This window comes from Mycobacterium sp. ITM-2016-00317 (genome assembly GCF_002968295.1).
Classification (GTDB): Bacteria; Actinomycetota; Actinomycetes; order Mycobacteriales; family Mycobacteriaceae; genus Mycobacterium.
In genome coordinates this window covers 2,533,713-2,554,133 of record NZ_CP134399.1, presented here as the reverse complement: position 1 = coordinate 2,554,133, position 20,421 = coordinate 2,533,713, and the positions used below count along the sequence as shown (strand labels likewise).

Sequence of the window (20,421 nt, the reverse complement as noted above, 5' to 3'; positions counted from 1 at the left end):
TTTCGCGCTCGCGGGACCGGCACGAGCAGTTGCGCGGCCGATCCTGGACCCATCGGCGCGAAATGTGGCGTCTCCACACCATCGTGTTATAGATTCACACCCCCGCCCCAGAAACCCGGAAGATCCTGAGATCCAACGGGAGTTTTCTGTGAATTTTAAACAGAGAGTGTGTCGTGACCTTAGACGTGAAGACCCGCAGGGAACGGATCGAACAACGCGTTCGCTCCGCCCGCGAGGTCAACTTCGCCGACCTGGCCGAGGAGTTCGACGTCTCCGAGATGACGATCCGCCGTGACGTCGAGGTGCTGGAAGGCCTCGGTGTGCTGCGCCGGGTCGTCGGCGGCGCGATCGCAGTGCAGGGCAAGGACACCGAGCCGTCGTTCGCGACCCGGGTGGCCGACGCCGCGCAGGAGAAGATCCACATCGCCGACGTCGTGGCCGACCTGATCGGGGTCAACGAGACACTGATCCTGGACTCCGGGAGCACCGCGCTGGCCGTCGCCAACTCACTGAAGGGCCGCGGCCTCGGCCTGACGGTCGTCACGCCGAGCGTGCTGGCCGCGCTGGCCCTGGTCGACGAGCCGGACACCACCGTGATACTCACCGGCGGCGAGCTGCGCGCCGGTGAGCTCAGCCTGATCGGGCCCATCACCGAGGACACGCTGGCCAGCTACAACTGCGACACCTATGTGATGGGTGTGGCCGGTATCGACAGCGACCGCGGGATCTCCGACTACCACCAGGCCGAGAGCCGGGTGAAACGCGTGGCCGGCCGGCGGGCCGACCGCGTGATCGTGGCAGCGGACAAGAGCAAGCTCGGCCGCGTCACCTTCGTCAGCATCACCGCGTTGTCCCAGGTCCAGACCATCGTCAGCGACGGACCGCCCGACCACCCCGCACTGGTCGCCGCGCGCGAAGCCGGCGTTGAAGTGATCTGTGTTGCCGGACAAGACGATTCATCTACACAGGCAGCCGGAGGACAGCGGTGAGCAGATACACCATCGGTGTCGACATCGGCACCACCGGCACCAAGACGGTGCTCCTGGACACGCAGGGCGGCCTGCTGGCCACCGCGAACCGGGAGACCACCCTGCACTCCCCCGCGCCCGGCTTCGCCGAGGCCGACACCGCGCAGTGGTACCGCAACGTCATCGAGTCGATCCGCGAGGTGGTGGCCACCAGCGGGGTGGCGCCCGAGCAGATCGGCGCCCTGGCCACCTCGGGCATGGTGCCGGCCGTGGTCCCGGTCGACGCCGCGGGGAACCCGTTGCGGCACGCGATACTTCAGAACGACGCCCGCGCCCACCGCGAGGTCGCCGAGCTGGCCGAGGTGCTGGCCGGCACCGACCTGGTGAGCCTGACCGGGTCCGCGCTGACCCAGCAGTCGGTGGCCCCCACCACGGTGTGGCTGCGCGAACACGAACCCGAGGTGTACGCCGAGACCGCGCACTGGGTCGGCTCCTACGACTGGGTGCTGTCCGCGCTGGGCGCACCGGTGCACGTCGAACAGAACTGGGCACTGGAGTCGGGCCTGTTCGAGATCGACGGGGAACTGGCGACCGACGTGCTGCGCGCCGCCGGCCTGGACGCGGCCACGCTGGCCCCGATCCGGCGTCCCGGCACCCGGGTCGGCGAACTCAGTGCCCGCGCCGCGGCGGAGACCGGCCTGCGCGCAGGCACCGCGCTGGTGGTCGGCGGGGCAGACCACGTGCTGTCGGCGTTCGCGGCAGGTGTCAACGATCCCGGCGACGCCCTGGTGAAACTCGGTGGAGCGGGCGACATCCTGGTCGCCAGCGACACGCAGATCGTCGACGAACGCCTGTATCTGGACGCCCACCCGGTGCCGGGCCACTGGCTGCCCAACGGCTGCATGGCCACCAGCGGCAGCCTGATCCGGTGGTTCCAGGCATTGATCGGCGGTCCCGAGTTGACCGCGCTCGACGACGAGGCCGCCTCCCGCCCGCCCGCCGAGATCCTGTGCCTGCCGTATTTCCTCGGCGAGAAGAGCCCATTGCACGACCCGGACCTGCGTGGCGTCTTCGCCGGCATGCACCTGGGGCACACCAGGGCGGACATGTACCGCTCGGTGCTGGAGGCGATCGCGTTCGGGTTCCGCCACCACGTCGAGGTGTTCGGCGAGATCGGCATCCCGTTCACCCGGGTGATGATCACCAACGGCGGCTCCAAATCGACTCTGTGGAAACAGATTCACGCCGACGTGCTGGGCCACGACATGCTTCCGGTGCGCGGTCACCCGGGCGCGTCGCTGGGCGCCGCGGTGATCGCCGCGATCGGCGTCGGCGCGCTCGACGACTGGTCGGACGCGGCACGCTTCATCACTTTGGACGCGCCCTACACCCCGGATCCGGCCCGCCGCGCGGCCTACGACGAGGCCTACGCCACCTGGCGTGAGCTCGGTACCGCGATGGCCCCGATCTCCCACACTCTGGCCCGCACCACCCGATGAAAGGAACAGCACTGTAATGAGATTCGCTCAAATCCCCACCCAAAGGCGGCGCGGCAAGACCCGTACCGCCTTCCTCGCGATGTTCGCCGCCGGCGCGCTCGTACTGTCGGCCTGCGCCGGCAGCGGCGGACCGGAACAGGCCGAGTCCACCGGCAGCGGTGAGGTCCCCACCGACATCTCGGGCACGGTGCGGATCCTGATGGAGAACGTCCCGGACACCGACATCGTGCGGTCGATGGTGGCCGACTTCAACAAGGAATACCCGGACGTCGACGTCAACATCGAGTCGCTGACGTTCGACCAGATGCGCGACAAGCTGGTGTCGTCGTTCCAGTCCTCGTCGCCGACCTACGACCTGATCGTGGTCGACAACCCGTGGATGGTCGACTTCGCCAACGCGAACTTCCTGCAGCCGCTCGACAGCCGCATCGACAGCACCCCGGACTACGACGCCGGCGACTTCTTCAAGCCGCTGACCGACATCACCACCGTCGACGGGGTCCGCTACGGCGTGCCGTTCTACAACTACGCGCTCGGATACCTGTACAACGCCGACGATCTGGCGGCCGCCAACCAGCAGGTTCCGACGACGCTCGACGAACTGGTCAGCACCAGCAAGGCGCTCAAGAGCGGCGACCGCGCCGGCATCGCGATGCAGCCGCAGCGTGGTTACAAGATCTTCGAAGAGTGGGGCAACTGGCTGTTCGCCGCAGGCGGATCGATCTACGACGCCGACGGCAACGTCACGCTGAACACACCCGAAGCCAAGCGCGCCCTCGAGGCGTACATCGACACCTACAACACCGCCGCACCCGCCAACAGCCTCAGCTGGGGCATGGACGAGGCGCAGCGTTCGGTGGCGGCGAACCAGTCCGCGTCGATGATCAACTACAACTGGCAGCTGCCTGCGATCAACGAGCCGGGCTCCGGGCCGGCCGTGGCAAGGTCAAGCTCGCCCCCATCCCGGGCGGCAAGCAGGTGCTCGGCTCGTGGAGCTGGGCGATCCCGGCCAACTCGGCGACCCCCGACGCGGCGTGGGCATTCGTCTCGTGGATCACCGCCAAGCCCAACGACGTGGTGCGCACCGAGAAGGGCGGCGCGGCGATCCGCCAGAGCACGCTGCAGGACCCGGCGGTGCTGCAGGGACAGTTCGGTGAGGAGTACTACCGCACCGTCGAGCAACTGCTGAGCGACGCCGCTCCGCTGACTCAGGGTCCCAGCGGCGAGGAGATGATCCAGGCCGTCGGCACCGAGCTCAACGAGGCGGTCGCCGGCAAGAAGAGCGTCGAAGACGCTCTGGCCGCCGCACAGGCCGAAGCAGAGAAGATCCAGGGCTGACCCCTGTGCCCGAACCGGAAACCGACCACCCCGCGAAAGGAGCGAGACCGACCGTGAAGTCACCTCTGAGGTTTCAGCACGGGATGGTCGCCCCCCTCGCCGCCCTCTTCGTCGGGGTGGTCGGTTTCCCCCTGGTCTACGCCGCCTACCTCAGCGTCACCGACTACAAGCTGACCGATCGAGGAGCGCCCACCGTGGTGGGCGCCGACAACTACGTCGCCACGTTCTCCGACGGCGCCTTCTGGGGCGCGTTCGGCACGACCGCGCTCTACGTCCTGGTGGCCGTCGGTCTTGAGCTGGTGATCGGGTTGGCCATCGCACTGGCGCTGCAAAAGCAGAAGTGGGCAAAGGATCTCACCCGTTCGATGCTGCTGGCGCCGATGTTCATCACCCCGATCGCGGTCGGGCTCACGTTCCGGTTCCTGCTCAACGACCAACTCGGGGCGATCCCGGCGATGCTGGACGGACTCGGGATCGAGTACGACTTCTTCGGGCCCGGCCGCGCCCTGTACACACTGGCGTTCATCGACGTCTGGCAGTGGACGCCGTTCATGGTGCTGCTGCTGCTCGCCGGCCTGGAATCGATTCCGAAGGAACCGCTGGACGCCGCGCGCGTCGACGGGGCGAGTGGTCTCTATGTGTTGCGTCGGGTCACGCTGCCGCTGCTCGCACCCGTGCTGGTGGTCGCGATCCTGTTGCGCAGCCTGGACGCGATGAAGGTCTTCGAGTACGTGTTCGCCACCACCCGCGGCGGGCCCGGCACCGAAACCGAGACGCTGCAGTACTTCATCTACCAGACCGGCATCCAATTCTTCCGGCTCGGCTCGGCTTCGTCGATGGCGTTCATCGTGATGGTGGTCGTGCTGGCGGTCATCGTGATCGCATTCCGACGGATGGAGAGGACGCGCAGACAGGAGGGAGCGCGATGACCCGTTCCACCGTGGTCACCGTTCTGCGGGTGGCACTGCTCTGGGCCGCGGGCATCTCGGTGCTCTTCCCCATCGTCTGGATCGCGCTGGCCAGCGTGAAAACGTCCGAACAGCTCAATGATCCGTTCCTGATCGCGTTCACCCCGAACTTCGCCAGCTGGCACAACGTGCTGGCCTCGGGCATCCTCGGCGCTGCCGGGCGCAGCGCGCTGGTCGCGCTGGTCACCGTCGGCATCAGCGTGGTGGTCGGCAGCATGGGCGCCTACGCGATCGCGCGCTACCGGGCCGGCGGCACCCTCACCAAGTTCGGCATGCTCGCCGCGCAGGTGCTGCCGCCGGCGGTGCTGGTCTTTCCGTTCCTGACCATGGCCTACGCGCTGCGGCTGACCGACACGCTGATCCCGGTGATCTTCGCGCACCTGAGTTTCGTTCTGCCCGTGGTGACCTGGTTCCTGATCGGCTTCTTCGAGGCGGTGCCCCGGTCTTTGGAGGAACAGGCCCAGGTCGACGGCTTCAGCAGGTTCGCGGCGTTCCGCATGGTGGTGCTGCCGCAGGTCTATCCGGGCATCGGCGCCGCGGCCATCTTCGGGTTCACGCTGTCGTGGAACGACTTGTTCTACGGGCTCATCCTGGCTCCCGGCAAAGCGGCGATCCTGCCGGTGGCCATCGCAGGTTTCAACACGTTCCGCGGGGTGCAGATCGGCTCGATGAGCGCGGCGATCCTCATCGCGGTCGTCCCCGTCGTCATCGCGAGCTTCTTCATCCAACGCAAGCTGGTGCAGGGCATCAGCGGCGGCGCGGTGAAGTTCTAGGCATAGATAGGTTTTTGCGCACCATGGCAACCGTTCGCTTCTCCGGCGTCAACAAGGCGTACGGAAACACCTCTGTCGTCAGCGATCTCGACCTCGAGCTGCCCGACGGATCCTTCACCGTGCTCGTCGGCCCGTCGGGCTGCGGCAAGTCGACCTCGCTGCGCATGCTCGCCGGTCTGGAGACCGTCACCTCCGGCACCATCACCATCGGCGACCGGGACGTCACCCACTTGCAGCCGCGGGACCGCGACATCGCGATGGTGTTCCAGAACTACGCCCTCTACCCGCACCTCACGGTGGCCGAGAACATCGCGTTCCCGTTGCGCGCCACCAAGACGCCGCGAGGCGAGGCGCTCGCCCGGGCGGCGGAGATCGCCGAGTCGCTGGGGCTTGCGAAACTGTTGAACCGCAAGCCCAAAGACCTCAGCGGCGGCCAGCAGCAGCGCGTCGCGATCGGCCGGGCGATCATCCGCGAGCCCTCGGTGTTCCTGTTCGACGAGCCGCTGAGCAACCTCGATGCGAAGCTGCGGGTGGAGACCCGCACCGAGCTTCTGCAGATCCAGCGCCGCCTCGGCATCACCTCGGTCTACGTCACCCACGACCAGGAAGAGGCGATGACGCTCTCGGACCGCATGGTGGTGATGCGCGACGGCCAGATCGCCCAGCAGGGCACCCCGCAGGAGGTATACGCCCGTCCCGCAGACACTTTCGTCGCGGCGTTCGTCGGCAGCCCGAAGATGAACCTGATCGACGGCGAGGTCTCGGGCACCACGTTCACCATGGGCAACGGCTTCAGCCTGGCCGTCGATCAGCCGACGGCCGCCGGCCCGGTGACACTGGGGGTGCGGCCCGACGACCTGCTGCCCACCGTCTCCGACGGCGACGCGGCGGCCCGGGTGATCCTGATCGAGCATCTCGGCCCGCGCGCGATCGTCACGATCGACGCGCGCGGCACCGAACTGACCAGCGTGGTGGAGACCTCGCGACTGTCGGGCATCTCCGAGGGCACCGCCGTCGACCTGGCTGCCCGTCCCGGCGCCACCCACCTCTTCGATACCGCCACCGGCCGACGTCTTGTCGGCTGAGCAGAAAAGATAGGAAACGAGTAGCACAGATGACGAGAACTGTCGTGGTGACCGGCGCGGGCTCCGGTATCGGACGCTCGATCGCCAACACACTGGCCCAACGGGATTGGCGGGTGGTGGTCACCGATGTCGACGGCGGGGCCGCGGCCGAGGTCGCAGCGGCACTGCCGAATCCGACGGCCGGGCATGAGTCGGCGCCGCTGGACGTCACCTCCCCCGAGGCCGCAGCCGCGGTCGCGTCCGACATCGCCGGACGGTTCGGGCTGGACGCGTGGGTGAGCAACGCGGGGATCTCCTTCATGCACCGCTTCCTCGACGCACCGATCGAGCGGTACGAGCAGACCCTCGACGTCAACCTCAAGGGCGTCTTCGTCTGCGGCCAGGCCGCCGCGCGGGAGATGGTGCGCGCGGGGACACCCGGGATGATCGTGAACACCGCGTCGATGGCGGGCAAGCAGGGCCGGGTGCCGTTCCTGGCGGACTATGTCGCGTCGAAGTTCGGCGTCGTCGGCCTGACCCAGGCGATGGCCTGCGAACTCGGCGAGCACGGCATCACCGTCAACTGCGTGTGCCCCGGCTTCGTAGAGACTCCCATGCAGTCAAGGGAATTGGAGTGGGAAGCGGAGTTGCGCGGCACCACCCCCGACGGTGTGCGCGCGATGATGATCTCCGACACGCCGCTGGGCCGGCTGGAACAGCCCGAGGACGTCGCCCGCGCGGTCGCGTTCCTGCTCTCCGAGGACGCCCGTTTCATCACCGGTGAGGCGCTTGCCGTCAACGGCGGCGCCTACATGGACTGAGTCCGCGCCGAAACACCCTCCCCCTCACCACACTTCACCGCAAGAGAAAGGCATCAGAAGTGACCACCACCTGGCTCGACGAGGTCTTCAACGTCACCAAGCCCGTCATCGCCATGCTCCACCTGTCCGCGCTGCCCGGTGATCCCGGCTTCGACTCCGCCGCAGGCATCACCGCTGTCGTCGACCGTGCCCGCACCGAGCTGCACGCACTGCAGGAGGGCGGCGTCGACGCCGTCATGATCAGCAACGAGTTCAGCCTGCCGTACCTGACCAAGACCGAACCGATCACCGCGATCACCATGGCCCGGATCATCGGTGAACTGCTACCCGACCTCTCGGTGCCCTACGGCGTGAACGTGCTGTGGGACGGCCGGGCGTCGATCGACCTGGCGGTGGCCACAGGCGCGAAGTTCGTCCGCGAGATCTTCACCGGGGTGTACGCCAGCGACTTCGGACTGTGGGACACCAACGTCGGAGAGGTCGCCCGGCACCGCGCGCGGGTGGGCGGGTCGCACGTGAAGCTGCTCTTCAACATCGTCCCGGAGTCGGCGCAGTACCTGGCCCATCGCGACCTGGCCTCGATCACCCGCACCACGGTCTTCGCGACCCGGCCCGACGCGATCTGCGTGTCGGGAGCCACCGCGGGTGCTCCCACCGACGCCGAAGCGCTGCGGGTCGTGAAGTCCGCCGCGGGCGAGGTGCCGGTGTTCGTCAACACCGGTGTGCGCGCCGAGAACGTCGGGACGCAGCTCAGCGTCGCCGACGGCGCGGTGGTCGGCACCTACTTCAAGAAGGACGGCCTGTTCGCCAACGCCGTCGAGAAGTCACGCGTCGAAGAGCTCATGACCGCAGCCCGGGAGTTCCGCGCTCAGCTGGGCTGATCACGTGTCCGCCCGGCGAGCTGGATCCCCAGCTCGTCGGGCGGTACCGGATGTCCTGCGGCGCAGACGATCTCGACACCCGCCGGCTCGCCACACCCCAGGTGGGTGAGCCGCAGTGCCGCGTCGTCGTCGAGATGTTTGCGCCCCCACTCGAACATCGCCCACACCACCGGCATCAACTCGGTGCCCGCCTCGGTCAGCACGTACTCGTCACGGACCCGCTGGCCGGGTTCGCGATAGGGGCGTTTGGTCAGCAGACCCGCCTCGACCAGTTCGGACAGCCGCGCCGACGCGGCGGCCTTGGTGATGCCCACCCGTTTGGCGAAGTCGTCGAACCTGGTGGTGCCGTAGTAGGCCTCACGCATGATCAGCATCGCGGACTTGGTGCCGACGAGCGCCATCGTCTTCTCGATCGGGCACCGGCCCACCGCCGACCACGCACTGCGGTCGGCCAGCGGTCCCTGCAGCACTGTCATGTACATCACTCCACAGCTGGGTTGTTATGACTATACCTAGGTGTTACATCTAGGTACATCTAATCATACTCAGCTCCGCACTCCAGGAGGATGTCATGGCCGACTATTCCGATCGCGACGCCGTCATCGTCGGCGCCGTCCGCACTCCGGTCGGCAAGGGCAAGCCCAGCGGCGCACTGCACGACGTGCTGCCCGCCGATCTGTTGGTGCACAGCCTGCGCGAACTGGTGGCGCGCACCGGGGTGGACCCCGCCGAGGTCGACGACGTCATCGCAGGCGCCGTCACCCAGGTCGGCGACCAGGCCGTCAACATCGCGCGCAACGCACTGCTCGGCGCCGGCTTCCCCGAGACCGTGCCCGGCACCACCGTCGACCGCCAGTGCGGCAGCAGCCAGCAGGCGATCAGCTTCGCCGCGCAGGGCGTGCTGGCCGGCGCGTACGACGTGGTGGTCGCGGCCGGTGTGGAGTCGATGAGCCGGGTACCGATGGGTTCCTCGGTGCTGCCCGGCAGCAATCCGTTCGGCCTCGACATGACCGCCCGCTACCCGGAAGGCCTTGTCGCCCAGGGCATCAGCGCGGAACTGATCACCGCCAAGTGGGGTTTGTCGCGCACCCAGCTCGACGAATTCTCCGCGTCGAGCCATCAGAAGGCGGCCCGGGCCGCCAAGGACGGGCTGTTCGACAACGAGTTGGCGCCCGTCGCAGGCCTGACCGCCGACGAGATCGTCCGCCCCGACACCACCGTCGAGACACTGGCGGGGCTGCGGCCCGCGTTCTACGACGAGGCGATCGGCGCGCGGTTCCCGCAGATCGGCTGGCACATCACCCCGGGCAACTCGTCACCGCTGTCCGACGGCAGCGCCGCGGTGCTGATCACCAGTGGAGCCGCGGCGCGGCGACTGGGGCTGCGGCCGCTGGCGCGGATCCACACCACCGTCGCGGTCGGCTCCGATCCGCTGTACATGCTCACCGGGGTCATCCCGGCCACCGAGAAGGCGCTGTCGAGGTCGGGCCTGAAGCTGTCGGACATCGACCTGTTCGAGGTCAACGAGGCGTTCGCCCCGGTCGTGCTCTCCTGGGCCGCCGACGTGGCCGGCGCTGGAAGCGCCGACCTGCTGTCGCGCACGAACGTCAACGGCGGCGCGATCGCGATCGGGCATCCGCTGGGCGCCAGCGGCGCGCGCATCATGACCACGCTCGTCAACGCACTGGAGCAGCGCGACGGGCGCTACGCGCTGCAGACCATGTGTGAAGGCGGCGGGATGGCCAACGCCACCGTCATCGAGCGGCTCTGAGGAACTCCTCCGGCGGGGACTGAGGGATTGACCTTCAGGTAGGTCGAAGTTCGATGATGTCGGAGTGGCACATTCGAAGCTGATGCCGATCGGATCATTCGCCCGGCAGAGCGGTCTCACCGCGAGCGCGTTGCGTTTCTACGCCGACTCCGGCCTCCTCCTCCCGGCGGAGGTGGACCCGGCGACCGGTTATCGGTTCTACCGGGCAGCGCAACTGGAGCGCGCCGTACTGCTCCGAGGGCTGCGTGAGATCGGGTTGCCGCTCGCCGCGGTGCAATCCGCGCTCGACGCCGACCGGGAAGAGGCGATGCGCCTGATCGACGAGCACGTCCACACGGTGATCACGGACGCCTTCGCCGTCCAACAGCAGGCCGCGGCCATCAGAGCGTCGCTGCCCGCGTCTCCCCCATTACAGGTGGGCACCGTCAGGGGGCCGATGGTCGCCGCCGCGATCGACCAGGTCCTCGCCGCTACCTCGTGCGAACCAGGATTGACTGCACTCAACGGTGTGCGCCTCGAAGCCGATTGCGGGGCAATCACCTTGACCGCGACCGATCGGTACCGTCTCTGCACACGCTCGCTGATGTCCGTCGAGGAGGCCACCACGGCATGGACGGCCACCGTGCACGCCGACGACCTCCGCGCAGCCGTAGCGGCGCTGCGCCGCGCACCGCTGGTGAACATCGAGGGGACTGACCACGGTGTCTGGTTCCGGGCGGACGACCGCGGCGACCGCCATTGCCGCCTACTGAGCGAACCATTCCCGGACTACCGGCAGATGGTGGACGCACTCGGTGCGGTGAGCACGCGCCTGGCGGTCTCGAAGCCACGGCTTCTGCAGGCACTTGAGGAGCACCCCGCCGACCACGTACTGCTCGACGTCACCACCGACGGACTGGCCGTGCACGGTCGCCGGACGACCGGGGCGCGGGTCGAGGGCGAGCCGATCCGCATCTGGTTCGAGATGACCACCCTGTACCCGGCGGTCAGCACCGCTATCGGGGCCGACGTGCTCGTCGATCTCCGCGCCGTCGACCAACCGGCCACGATCCGCTCGGCAGACCACGGGGATCTGACCACCTACGCCATGCCCATCGCGGCGCCCGGCGCCCGATGACGACCCGGAGGGGACAGCGAATCTAGCGTGAAAGACATGGCTTTCCAGGCATCCCGTGCCATCGGTGCTTCTCCGGCCGAGGTCTACGCCGCGTTCACCGACAGCACGCGACTGGCCCGCTGGTGGGGTCCGGCAGGCTTCACCAACACGTTCACCGCGTTCGCGTTCGAGGTAGGCGCCACCTGGTCGTTCGTCATGCACGGTCCCGACGGCCGCGACTACCGCAACGAGATCACCGTCACCGAACTGGATCCCCCGCACCGGATCGTGTTGCACCACGTATCCGGTCCGCGGTACCTGCTGACGGTCACCTTGGAGCCCACACCGACCGGCACGAAGGTCGGCTGGCATCAGGTGTTCGAGAATGCTGACGTCGGCACCCGTCTCGGGCCGGTCGTCACCTCGGCCAACGCGGAACTGCTCGACCGGCTGACAACCGAGCTGACGGGACGTTAGGCCGGGTGAGCTCGAACACCGGGATGACGCGCTCGGTCTCGGCCTGGTATTCGGCCAGCCTGGGCGCGCTCTCGACGATCCTGGGATACAGCGCTTCGCGTTCGTCGTCGGGCAGTTCCCGGACGTCGACGTCGTAGGCGTCGGTGCCGATCTCGATGTAGGCCTTCGGGTTCGCCCGCACGTTGTGCACCCAAGCCGGATGCTTGGGCGCACCGGCATAGGCGCCGATGATCAGCATCCTGTCGCCGAGGGTCATGTACCCCAGCGGAGAGAGCCGCGACTTGCCCGACTTCGCACCGGTGGTGTGCAGCAACAGGAGCGTGGAGCCCTCGAACGGGCCGCCGACCCTGCCGCCGTTGGCGCGGAACTCGTCGACGACCTTGCGGTTGAACTCCTCGAGCGCGGCGCTGTCGTTGTCCGGTTCGGTCATGCCTTGTCCAGCTTCTCGGGCTTGGCGTCTATCCCGGATTCCTTACGCTGCTGCGCGGTGATCGGGGCGGGCGCATCGGTCAGCGGGTCGACGCCGCCGCCGGACTTCGGGAACGCGATCACTTCCCGGATCGAGTCCACGCCGGCCAGCAGCGCGGTGATCCGGTCCCAGCCGAACGCAATGCCGCCGTGCGGCGGAGCCCCGAACGTGAAGGCGTCCAACAGGAATCCGAACTTGTCCCGGGCCTCGTCGTGGTCGATCCCCATCATCGCGAACACCCGCTCCTGGACGTCACTGCGGTGGATACGGATCGAACCGCCGCCGATCTCGTTGCCGTTGCAGACGATGTCGTAGGCGTCGGACAGCGCGCCGGCCGGATCGGTGTCGAAGGTGGCCTCGGACTCGGCCTTGGGCGCGGTGAACGCGTGGTGCATCGCGGTCCAGGCGCCGGAGCCCACCGCGACGTCACCGGAGGCGGTGGCCTCGTCGGCGGACTCGAACATCGGCCAGTCCACCACCCAGGTGAAGGCCCACGCGTTCGGGTCGATCAGGTCCAGACGCTTGGCGACCTCGATGCGGGTGGCGCCGAGCAGCGCGCGGGCGGTCTTGGCCGTACCCGCGGCGAAGAACACGCAGTCCCCCGGCTGAGCGCCCACGTGCGCGGCCAGCCCGTCGCGTTCGGCGTCGGTCAGGTTCTTGGCCACCGGCCCGCCCAACGTCCCGTCCTCGGCCACCAGCACGTAGGCCAAGCCCTTGTGGCCGCGCTGCTTCGCGAACTCCTGCCAGCCGTCGAGGGTGCGCCGCGGCTGCGACGCGCCGCCCGGCATGACGACCGCGCCCACGTAGGGGGCCTGGAACACCCGGAACGGGGTGTCCTTGAAGTAGTCGGTGCATTCGACGAGTTCCAGGCCGAAGCGCAGGTCGGGCTTGTCGGAACCGAACCGGCGCATCGCCTCGGCATAGCTGATCCGCGGCAGCGGGAGCGGCAGGTCATAGCCGATCGTGGCCCACACGGCCCGCAGCACCTGTTCGGACACCGCGATCACGTCATCGGCGTCGACGAAGCTCATCTCCATGTCGAGCTGGGTGAACTCCGGCTGGCGGTCGGCGCGGAAATCCTCGTCGCGGTAGCAGCGGGCGATCTGGTAATACCGCTCCATGCCCGCCACCATCAGCAGCTGCTTGAACAGCTGGGGGCTCTGCGGCAGCGCGTAGAACGAGCCGGGCTGCAGCCGCGCGGGCACCAGGAAGTCGCGGGCGCCCTCCGGGGTCGAGCGGGTCAGCGTCGGGGTCTCGATCTCGACGAAGTCGTTCTCGGCGAGCACCGCGCGGGCGGCGGCGTTCACCTTGGAGCGCAACCGGATTGCGTTGCCCGGGCCCTCACGGCGCAGATCGAGGTAGCGGTACTTGAGCCGAGCCTCCTCGCCTGCGGTCTCGTCCAGCTGGAACGGCAGCGGTGCGCTCTCCCCCAGCACCGTCAACGACGTCGCGTTGACCTCCACCTCGCCGGTCGCGATCTCCGGGTTGGCGTTGCCTTCCGGCCGGATCTCGACGACCCCGGTGACGGCGATGCAGAACTCCGACCGCAGGCGGTGGGCCTGGGCGAGCACCTCCCCCTCGCGGAACACGACCTGCGCCACCCCGGAGGCGTCGCGCAGGTCGATGAAGATGACGCCGCCGTGGTCGCGGCGGCGCGCCACCCAGCCGGCCAGCGTCACCGTCTGACCGGCGTCGGTGGGGCGCAATGAACCGGCGGTGCGGGTGCGCAGCACGAAGTACTCCTGTTCGCGGGGGATAGTCAACGGGTCAGTCTAGTGGCCTGCGCTGGGTAGTTTGGCGAGCATGGTTATGCGCATCGCGCTGGTGGGTCCGGGAGCCATCGGAGCCACCGTTGCGGCGCTGCTGCACGCCGCGGGTCACCAGGTGATCGTGTGCGGCCGCAGCGCCCGGGAGTCGATCGAGGTGCGCCCGGATCCCGAGAGCGGGGTCAGCGGCCCTCTGGTGGCGCCGGGCCCGGTGGTGACCGATCCCGTGTCCGTCACCGACCCGGTCGACGTCGTGCTGTGGGGGGTCAAGGACACGCAGAACGCGGGCGCCTCGGTGTGGCTGGACCGTCTGTGCGGCGACGACACCATCGTGTGCGCGCTGCAGAACGGGGTCGAACAGGTCGAGCGGGTGGGCCGCTACCGCCCCGGCACGACCGTGGTGCCGTCGGTGGTGTGGATCTCCGCCGAACGCCAGGCCGAGGGCTGGGTGCGGCTGCGTACCGCGGCGCGGCTGGTCCTGCCCGACGACGACGCGGGCCGCCGCCTGGCCGGCCTGTTGCGGGTGCCCGGGCTGACCGTCGAGAACGACCCCGACTACGTCAGCGCGGCCTGGCACAAGCTGCTGACCAACGCGGTGGCCGGGCTGATGGTGCTGACGGGGCGGCGGTCGGGGATGTACCGGCGCGACGACATCGCCGAGCTGACGCGCCGCTACGGCGCCGAGTGCCTGGCCGTCGCGCGGGCCGAGGGTGCGTCGCTCGGCGACGACGTGCCCGAGCAGCTGGGCAGGTTGTTCGCGTCGGTGCCCGAAGACCTGACGACGTCGATGCTGACCGACCGGGAGGCACGGGTGCCGCTGGAATGGGACATCCGCAACGGGGTGATCCTGCGCAAGGCGCGTGCCCACGGTCTGCCCGCGCCGATGAGCGAGGTGCTGGTGCCGTTGCTGGCGGCCGCGAGCGACGGACCGGGCTGACGGTCCGGGCCGGCGCGCAGACCAATCATGGTGGCCTACTGTGTATGGTCATGCATCCTTGCGAGCGCGTGGGCCTGGACTTCGTCGACACCGCCCCATACCGCTTCGTCAGCACCGTCGACCTGGCCATCACGCCGGAGCAGCTGTTCGAGGTCCTTGCCGACGAGACCTCCTGGCCGCACTGGGCCAGCGTCATCACCAAGGTGACGTGGACCAGCCCCGAGCCGCGCGGAGTCGGGACCACCCGGACCGTGGACATGCGCGGCGGGATCACCGGCGCCGAAGAGTTCCTCGCGTGGGAACCGTTTACCCGCATGGCTTTCCGGTTCAACGAGGCCAGCACGTCGAGTATCTCGGCCTTCGCCGAGGACTACCGCGTGGTGCCCACCGCCGAAGGCTGCCACCTCACCTGGATCATGGCGCTCAAGCCCAACGGCCTGGCGGGACGCATTGGCCTGGCCGCCGGAAAACCCGTGATGGGCTGGATGTTTCAGCGCTTCCTGCACAACCTGCGCGGCTATACCGACCGCCGGTTCGCGACCCGCTGACCGTCCCTCGCGCGCCCCGCTCGGCATGCAACAGGGCCACCCCCTTTTTACGGAGGTGGCCCTGTCACCCGGGAAGCTCTGTCGGGTTACTTGACGTCGACGTAGTAGATGCTGTTGCCGGTCTTGGTGTTCTGGTAGGTGCGGTCGTTGAAGTAGTCGCGGGTGGTCGAGCGGATGTCACCGCCCTTGTTGATGCCCACGACACTGGCTTCGCTCAGCGGAGCGTTCGAGAGCCGGTTGACCACCACGCGGTGGCCCTGGGCTTCGAGCTGGCTGATGGTGGCATCGGCGTTGGAGCCCGACGGTGCGGCAGCAGCCGGTGCAGCCAGTCCCAGGACTGCAGCACCCAGGCCGGCGGCGAACGCGGTGGCGATGGTGAGGTTCTTCATTGATCTCAACTTCTTCCCTGGCGGTGTATTGCTCTGTGCTTCTGATGGCTAGAACCGGCAGGTCAGCGCAATAATTTCAGCTGGCAGAAATTAGCCGCACCGGTGGCAGAAACCCGCCGCTGCTGTCACCAGTTGCCTCATGTCAAGATGCGCGCGAAGGGTGCTTCGTTGCCTCACGTGAGCGTGCGCGCTTGGTGACTGGAGCGGGTGCGTTGCCTGGGGCTTTGCTGGTGGCCAGAGTAAAGAGCTGGGTGGTCAACGCCTGGATCTGGCGTCGGGTAGCGGCCGGATTGATTAGCGAGTAGGTCCGTTTGAGTGCCACGATGCGGTCCACGGTCATGCTCGGGTGGTTGATCGCACGGTGAAACGGGGTGGTGGCCTTGTCGTGTTTCCTGGACACTTTGGCGCCTGTGCGGACTTTGGAGATCAATTTTTGTTGGGGGTGGAAGTAGTTGGTTAGCTTCGACTGCAGCTGCCAGATCTCGTTGAGTAGCAACAGCTCTGACGCGGTGTCATAGCGGTAGTAGCCCACCACCGTGCGGACCACCGCCCAGTTCTTCTGCTCGACGTGACAGCCGTCGTTCTTGTTGCCCGGCCGTGACCGGGTGAACGTGATGCGGCGGTCTTGGCACCATGCCAGCAGGTCGTCGTTGATGAACTCTGATCCGTTGTCGGAGTCCACGCCGAGAATGGGGAACGGCATCGCCGCGGCGACGTGATTGAGTGCAGCCAGTATGTGTTTGGCCATCCTGTCGGGCATTGAACGGCTCTCGGTCCAGCCGGTGGCGATGTCGGTGACCGTCAGCGTGAAGGCATGACCCCCACCGCGGAGGCCGCCGTCGTGGAATACCGTATCGATCTCGACGAAGCCGGGCACCACGTCATCCCATTGGGCCCAGGTACGCACGGCGATCTGGCTTTTGAGCAGTGACCCCGGCTTGGTGCCCACGCGCCCCCTGATCTTGCATCTGGCCCGCTCATCGGCCAGGCGGCGATCGATGGTGGCTGCCGACATCGACACCAGCAGTGCCGCGGTCTCGTCGCTGATGACCAGCTCCCGGAAGTGACGCAGGACGGCCACCAACTCGGCGAGCATCGGTGCCAGCCGTTTGCCGGCGGGCATGCCCAACACCGTCCAGCAGACCGTCAGCGCAGCGATGACCTCGGTTCCGTAGTGCACCGGTCGAGGACCGCGCAGGGTAATGACGGTGGGCGCCAGTGCGGCTTTGAGGGCCTTACGGGCATGGCTGCGATGCCAGCCGGTGTTGGCACACAACTCATCGAGGATCAGACCCTTATCGCGCTTACTCGCCCCCTGGTAGCGAGTCGCGGTGGTCTCGGTGATTGCTCTGCGCTGAGCCAATGTCAACCCCATCCACTTGGCCTACGCGCGCATTTTCAGCGAGGCAACGAATCACCCTTTCGCGCGCATTTTTGATGAGTCAACGCGGTCAGCGCACCCCGATATACTCGAACACATGTTCGACACGTCGGGGGTCCCGGAGCCGGAGCAGCTGGCCGGGTTGTCGGCGGCGGAGTTGGTCGATGCCGCCCGCGCCAGCGCCCGCGTCGAGAACGCCGCATGCGCCCGGAAGTTGGCGGTGATGGCCGAGCTGTTCATCCGCCGCACCGACCTGCCCGCCGGAGACCGCGAACTGTGGTGGATCGACCCCGACGCCGCGGTCACCGCCGAACTGGGCGCCGCCCAACACATCACCGCCGGCCTGGCTTCCGCTCAAGCCCACCGCGGCGTGGCATTACGGGACCGGCTGCCGAAGGTGTTCGCGCTGTTTCTGGCCGGCCAGATCAGCGAGATGCTGGTCCGGGCCATCGTCTGGCGCACCTACCTGATCACCGACCCGGCGGTGATGGCTGCCGTGGATGCTGAGCTGGCCGCCGAGATCAGCGGCTGGGGCGCGAAGTCGGTGGCCAAGACCGAGATCGAGATCGACGCGCTGGTGGCCCGCCACGACCGCGACGCCGTACGCACCAAAAAAGAAACCGTGATCGAACCCGCAGTCCAGTTCGGCAGCCCCACCGATCCGCCCGGATTCACCACGATCTGGGCGCGGCTGTTCGCCGGGGACGCCGCCATCGCCGAACAACTGATGGACCAGATGGCCTTCAGCGTGTGCGAAGACGACCCCCGCAGCCTCGACCACCGCCGCGCCGCGGCCATCACCGCCCGCCTGACCGGCAACACCACGCCCGCCACCCTGGCCTGCGGCTGCGGCAACACCACCTGCGCAGGCACCGACCACCCCCGACCGGTCCGCGACACCACCCTCTACATCCTCACCGACCCCACCCCCGACACCAGCGGCACCGACGAGGACACCGCTGGCGGCGAAGAGGCCAGCGGCGCGGAAGAGACTGACGTCGAAGAGACCCGAGGCGGCGCCCGCGCCGCGGACCAGGCCGGCCTATATCTTCGGGGCCGGGCTCACCCCGACCCGGCTACTGGCCCAGATGTGCGAAGGCGCCAGAATCCGCCCCCTCATCCACCCCGGCATGTCCGGACCCGAACCGCGCTACACCCCGTCGCGGGCGCTGGCCGAGTTCATCCGCTGCCGAGACCTGACGTGCCGCTTCCCCGGCTGCGACGCCCCGGCCACCCTGGCCGACATCGACCACACCGTGCCCTACCCGCTGGGACCCACCCACGCCTCAAACCTCAAAGCCCTGTGCCGTTTTCACCACTTACTGAAAACGTTCTGGACCGGCGCCACCGGATGGCGCGACCGCCAATACCCCGACGGCACCGTCGTCTGGACCGCACCCACCGGCCACACCTACACCACCCACCCCGGCAGCCGACTACTCTTCCCCGCACTATGTAAGCCCACCGCCACCCTCTGGACCGGCGACCCACCCGAGCCGGTCATCAGCCCCCACCGCGGCACAAAGATGCCCAAACGCCGAAACACCCGCGCCCACAACCGAGCCCGATCCATCGAAGCCGAACGCCGACGCAACCGCAAACAACGCGCACCAGACAACCAGAACACCCGAGCACACCCCGAACCACGCAGTCACACCCCGTGGGAATCAACCACCGGATGGCGCGAACCCGACTACGGAGACGACCCGCCACCGTTCTGATACACCGCCGCCCAGGCGGTCCGGCGGTCCCGGTCGGGATCAGACGCCATCACGTCCCGAGTGGACGCGATCAACCGCGTCAGACGCTCCCCTGCCTCGTACAAAGGCCACTGTTCAACGCCGGCCCCACCCAGGGCGAAATCCAGCCAGGCCCGCTGCATCCGGCGCCCGACACCGGGCTGGATCCGCCGTCCCAACGGGTGCAGCTTGCGCCCGACGAACGACGCGTAGCTGTGATGGATGTGGACGATCTCGCTGCCGTGCGTCGCGCCCAGACCCAGCATGCGCAGGCTCAACCCGAAATGGTCGAAGCGGTACATCCGCGTCGGCGCATGCGAGCTGTAGGCGTCCGCGAAAGCCCAGGTGGGTCCGCCGAACATCGCATCCGCACCCAAGGCCACCAGCGCGCTGCGCCGCGGATAGGCCGGATATGCCTGCAGCACCGCCTGTTTGGCGTGCGGCGCGACACGCTCGAAGTACCCGTCGATCGAGGCTTTGGTGGTCGGCAGCATCGGCGGCTTCGTCCACGCGAACATCGACGCCTCATGGCTGTTGGTCCCCACGATCAACGGCACCGGTGACATCAGTCCCTCCCGCGCGGCATCGACTGGATGGCGCGGCAACAGATCCGTGCCGTGCGTGAGCCCGTAGGCCAGCGTCGGGGTGGTCGCGGCACTCTTGAGCTGCAGCATGCCCGCCGCCCGCCGCAGTTGACGCTGCGGCAGTGCCTTGACCTCGTCGGCGTCGACACCGAGCCGGCGCAGGAACTCGTGCGCATGGGCCGCCCGGAACTCACGGTCGGCGATCAGCGGCAGCGCCGGGCTCTGCGCGATCGCCCGGTCGAACAAGCCGGCGGCCTCCGGCGCCGCCATCAACGCCAGCACCGACGTCGCGCCCGCGGACTCGCCGAAAATCGTCACCCGGCCGGGATCCCCGCCGAACGCGGCGATGTTGTCGCGCACCCAGCGCAGCGCCGCGATCTGGTCCCGCAGCGCGAGGTTGTCGTCGAACCCGTCTCCGAGGTCGCTGAGCTCCAGCCCGCCGAACACACCGATGCGGTAGGTGACGTTGACGACGACCACGTTGCCGTTGGCCGCCAGCCGCGCGCCGTTGTACAGCTGGAACTGTCCCGCGCCGTAGACGAACGCGCCACCGGGGATCCACACCATCACCGGCAGCGACGCGGTGGTGTCCGGCGACCACACCGTCAGCGTCAAGCACGCCTCGTCGCGCACCTTCGGATCGTCGCGACCACCCCCGACGAAAGACTTGGTCTGCGGCGGCAACGGCCCGTGTTCCCGCGCGCCGCGCACCCCCGACCACGGGGCCGGCGGCTCGGGAGCCAGGAACCGCCGCGGTCCGACCGGTTGCTCGGCGTACGGCACCCCACGCCAGACCCCGATGCCCCCTTCGACCTCACCACGCAGATCCCCAGACGGCGTGCTCAGCACAGCTGGTTCTCCGGCGACGGCAGCCACGCGCCAAATCGTAGTGTGCGAAGCTGGACCGGCATGGGTGTCAGGCAGCCCCGCGCAGCGGGCAGGCGGTGGACGG

Annotated in this window: 19 protein-coding genes and 1 pseudogene; 14 read left to right on the top strand and 6 right to left on the bottom strand. The window is 68.2% G+C overall.

What is annotated here, in order from left to right; genetic code table 11:
- Positions 1 to 173: 173 nt before the first annotated feature.
- From C6A87_RS12245 to C6A87_RS12210, 8 genes and pseudogenes are all read left to right on the top strand, one after another.
- Complete coding sequence (locus C6A87_RS12245; protein ID WP_311117459.1) at positions 174 to 989, top strand: DeoR/GlpR family DNA-binding transcription regulator; 816 nt, start codon at positions 174 to 176, stop codon at positions 987 to 989.
- On the top strand, positions 986 to 2,467 hold the full coding sequence (locus tag C6A87_RS12240) for an FGGY-family carbohydrate kinase (protein WP_311117458.1): 1,482 nt from the start codon (positions 986 to 988) through the stop codon (positions 2,465 to 2,467). Before C6A87_RS12245 ends, C6A87_RS12240 begins: the two co-directional genes overlap by 4 nt.
- A gap of 16 nt (positions 2,468 to 2,483) precedes the next feature.
- Positions 2,484 to 3,805, top strand: a pseudogene (locus C6A87_RS12235) (ABC transporter substrate-binding protein).
- 65 nt (positions 3,806 to 3,870) lie between these two features.
- Positions 3,871 to 4,734, top strand: coding sequence for a carbohydrate ABC transporter permease (locus tag C6A87_RS12230; RefSeq protein WP_311117904.1), 864 nt, complete (start codon positions 3,871 to 3,873; stop codon positions 4,732 to 4,734).
- Positions 4,731 to 5,546 carry a carbohydrate ABC transporter permease gene (locus tag C6A87_RS12225; RefSeq protein ID WP_311117457.1) on the top strand — a complete coding sequence of 272 codons (816 nt, stop codon included), beginning with the start codon at positions 4,731 to 4,733 and terminating at the stop codon, positions 5,544 to 5,546. The genes C6A87_RS12230 and C6A87_RS12225 overlap by 4 nt, the downstream gene beginning before the upstream one ends.
- 23 nt (positions 5,547 to 5,569) lie before the next feature.
- Complete coding sequence (locus tag C6A87_RS12220) at positions 5,570 to 6,631, top strand: sn-glycerol-3-phosphate ABC transporter ATP-binding protein UgpC (protein WP_311117456.1); 1,062 nt, start codon at positions 5,570 to 5,572, stop codon at positions 6,629 to 6,631.
- 29 nt (positions 6,632 to 6,660) lie between these two features.
- Entirely contained in the window at positions 6,661 to 7,431 is a 771-nt protein-coding gene (locus tag C6A87_RS12215) for an SDR family oxidoreductase (RefSeq protein ID WP_311117455.1), read from the top strand.
- Between the two features lie 59 nt (positions 7,432 to 7,490).
- Complete coding sequence (locus C6A87_RS12210) at positions 7,491 to 8,312, top strand: BtpA/SgcQ family protein (RefSeq protein WP_311117454.1); 822 nt, start codon at positions 7,491 to 7,493, stop codon at positions 8,310 to 8,312.
- Here C6A87_RS12210 and C6A87_RS12205 read toward each other — a convergent pair.
- The gene (locus C6A87_RS12205) at positions 8,300 to 8,788 is read right to left on the bottom strand and encodes a helix-turn-helix domain-containing protein (RefSeq protein ID WP_311117453.1); all 489 of its coding nucleotides are present in this window, start codon (positions 8,786 to 8,788) and stop codon (positions 8,300 to 8,302) included. The two genes, C6A87_RS12210 and C6A87_RS12205, sit on opposite strands and share 13 nt — an antisense overlap.
- A 95-nt stretch (positions 8,789 to 8,883) precedes the next feature.
- On the opposite strand from C6A87_RS12205, the gene C6A87_RS12200 reads away from it, so the two are divergent.
- From C6A87_RS12200 to C6A87_RS12190, 3 genes are all read left to right on the top strand, one after another.
- On the top strand, positions 8,884 to 10,083 hold the full coding sequence (locus C6A87_RS12200; protein ID WP_311117452.1) for an acetyl-CoA C-acyltransferase: 1,200 nt from the start codon (positions 8,884 to 8,886) through the stop codon (positions 10,081 to 10,083).
- A 64-nt stretch (positions 10,084 to 10,147) separates the two neighbouring features.
- Positions 10,148 to 11,200: a MerR family transcriptional regulator gene (locus tag C6A87_RS12195; RefSeq protein ID WP_311117451.1), complete on the top strand. Its 1,053-nt coding sequence runs from the start codon at positions 10,148 to 10,150 to the stop codon at positions 11,198 to 11,200.
- A 36-nt stretch (positions 11,201 to 11,236) separates the two neighbouring features.
- Positions 11,237 to 11,656, top strand: a complete 420-nt coding sequence (locus C6A87_RS12190) for an SRPBCC domain-containing protein (protein WP_311117450.1) — start codon at positions 11,237 to 11,239, stop codon at positions 11,654 to 11,656.
- Here the strand turns inward: C6A87_RS12190 and C6A87_RS12185 are convergent.
- Entirely contained in the window at positions 11,598 to 12,086 is a 489-nt protein-coding gene (locus C6A87_RS12185; protein WP_311117449.1) for a nitroreductase family deazaflavin-dependent oxidoreductase, read from the bottom strand. The two genes, C6A87_RS12190 and C6A87_RS12185, sit on opposite strands and share 59 nt — an antisense overlap.
- The gene (gene aspS, locus C6A87_RS12180; protein ID WP_311117903.1) at positions 12,083 to 13,858 is read right to left on the bottom strand and encodes an aspartate--tRNA ligase; all 1,776 of its coding nucleotides are present in this window, start codon (positions 13,856 to 13,858) and stop codon (positions 12,083 to 12,085) included. The genes C6A87_RS12185 and aspS overlap by 4 nt, the downstream gene beginning before the upstream one ends.
- A 70-nt stretch (positions 13,859 to 13,928) precedes the next feature.
- Between aspS and C6A87_RS12175 the strand changes: the two genes are divergently transcribed.
- Both C6A87_RS12175 and C6A87_RS12170 read left to right on the top strand, forming a co-directional pair.
- Positions 13,929 to 14,828, top strand: coding sequence for an oxidoreductase (locus tag C6A87_RS12175; RefSeq protein WP_311117448.1), 900 nt, complete (start codon positions 13,929 to 13,931; stop codon positions 14,826 to 14,828).
- 44 nt (positions 14,829 to 14,872) lie between these two features.
- Positions 14,873 to 15,376 (top strand): SRPBCC family protein, encoded by a 504-nt coding sequence (locus C6A87_RS12170; RefSeq protein ID WP_311117447.1) that lies wholly within the window; start codon positions 14,873 to 14,875, stop codon positions 15,374 to 15,376.
- 86 nt (positions 15,377 to 15,462) lie between these two features.
- Here the strand turns inward: C6A87_RS12170 and C6A87_RS12165 are convergent, their stop codons facing one another.
- Together C6A87_RS12165 and C6A87_RS12160 are read right to left on the bottom strand one after the other, a co-directional pair.
- Positions 15,463 to 15,765 (bottom strand): hypothetical protein, encoded by a 303-nt coding sequence (locus tag C6A87_RS12165; protein ID WP_311117446.1) that lies wholly within the window; start codon positions 15,763 to 15,765, stop codon positions 15,463 to 15,465.
- 142 nt (positions 15,766 to 15,907) lie between these two features.
- A complete protein-coding gene (locus C6A87_RS12160; protein ID WP_311115498.1) occupies positions 15,908 to 17,140 on the bottom strand; it encodes a transposase family protein in 1,233 nt (410 codons plus the stop codon).
- Positions 17,141 to 17,243: 103 nt separating this feature from the next.
- Here C6A87_RS12160 and C6A87_RS12155 point away from each other — a divergent pair, with 103 nt between their 5' ends.
- The gene (locus C6A87_RS12155) at positions 17,244 to 18,605 is read left to right on the top strand and encodes a DUF222 domain-containing protein (RefSeq protein ID WP_311117445.1); all 1,362 of its coding nucleotides are present in this window, start codon (positions 17,244 to 17,246) and stop codon (positions 18,603 to 18,605) included.
- A 234-nt stretch (positions 18,606 to 18,839) separates the two neighbouring features.
- On the opposite strand, the gene C6A87_RS12150 is transcribed toward C6A87_RS12155, so the two are convergent.
- Positions 18,840 to 20,345, bottom strand: a complete 1,506-nt coding sequence (locus C6A87_RS12150; RefSeq protein ID WP_311117444.1) for a carboxylesterase family protein — start codon at positions 20,343 to 20,345, stop codon at positions 18,840 to 18,842.
- Between the last annotated feature and the right edge of the window lie 76 nt (positions 20,346 to 20,421).

Excerpts from the sequence above, each read along its gene's own strand:
- C6A87_RS12225 (WP_311117457.1), top strand. The coding sequence starts at position 4,731 with ATGACCCGTTCCACCGTGGTCACCGTTCTGCGGGTGGCACTGCTCTGG.
- C6A87_RS12220 (WP_311117456.1), top strand. The coding sequence starts at position 5,570 with ATGGCAACCGTTCGCTTCTCCGGCGTCAACAAGGCGTACGGAAACACC.
- C6A87_RS12215 (WP_311117455.1), top strand. The coding sequence starts at position 6,661 with ATGACGAGAACTGTCGTGGTGACCGGCGCGGGCTCCGGTATCGGACGC.
- C6A87_RS12205 (WP_311117453.1), bottom strand. The coding sequence starts at position 8,788 with ATGACAGTGCTGCAGGGACCGCTGGCCGACCGCAGTGCGTGGTCGGCG.
- C6A87_RS12200 (WP_311117452.1), top strand. The coding sequence starts at position 8,884 with ATGGCCGACTATTCCGATCGCGACGCCGTCATCGTCGGCGCCGTCCGC.
- C6A87_RS12190 (WP_311117450.1), top strand. The coding sequence starts at position 11,237 with ATGGCTTTCCAGGCATCCCGTGCCATCGGTGCTTCTCCGGCCGAGGTC.
- C6A87_RS12185 (WP_311117449.1), bottom strand. The coding sequence starts at position 12,086 with ATGACCGAACCGGACAACGACAGCGCCGCGCTCGAGGAGTTCAACCGC.
- C6A87_RS12175 (WP_311117448.1), top strand. The coding sequence starts at position 13,929 with ATGGTTATGCGCATCGCGCTGGTGGGTCCGGGAGCCATCGGAGCCACC.
- C6A87_RS12170 (WP_311117447.1), top strand. The coding sequence starts at position 14,873 with ATGGTCATGCATCCTTGCGAGCGCGTGGGCCTGGACTTCGTCGACACC.
- C6A87_RS12165 (WP_311117446.1), bottom strand. The coding sequence starts at position 15,765 with ATGAAGAACCTCACCATCGCCACCGCGTTCGCCGCCGGCCTGGGTGCT.
- C6A87_RS12160 (WP_311115498.1), bottom strand. The coding sequence starts at position 17,140 with ATGGGGTTGACATTGGCTCAGCGCAGAGCAATCACCGAGACCACCGCG.
- C6A87_RS12155 (WP_311117445.1), top strand. The coding sequence starts at position 17,244 with ATGTTCGACACGTCGGGGGTCCCGGAGCCGGAGCAGCTGGCCGGGTTG.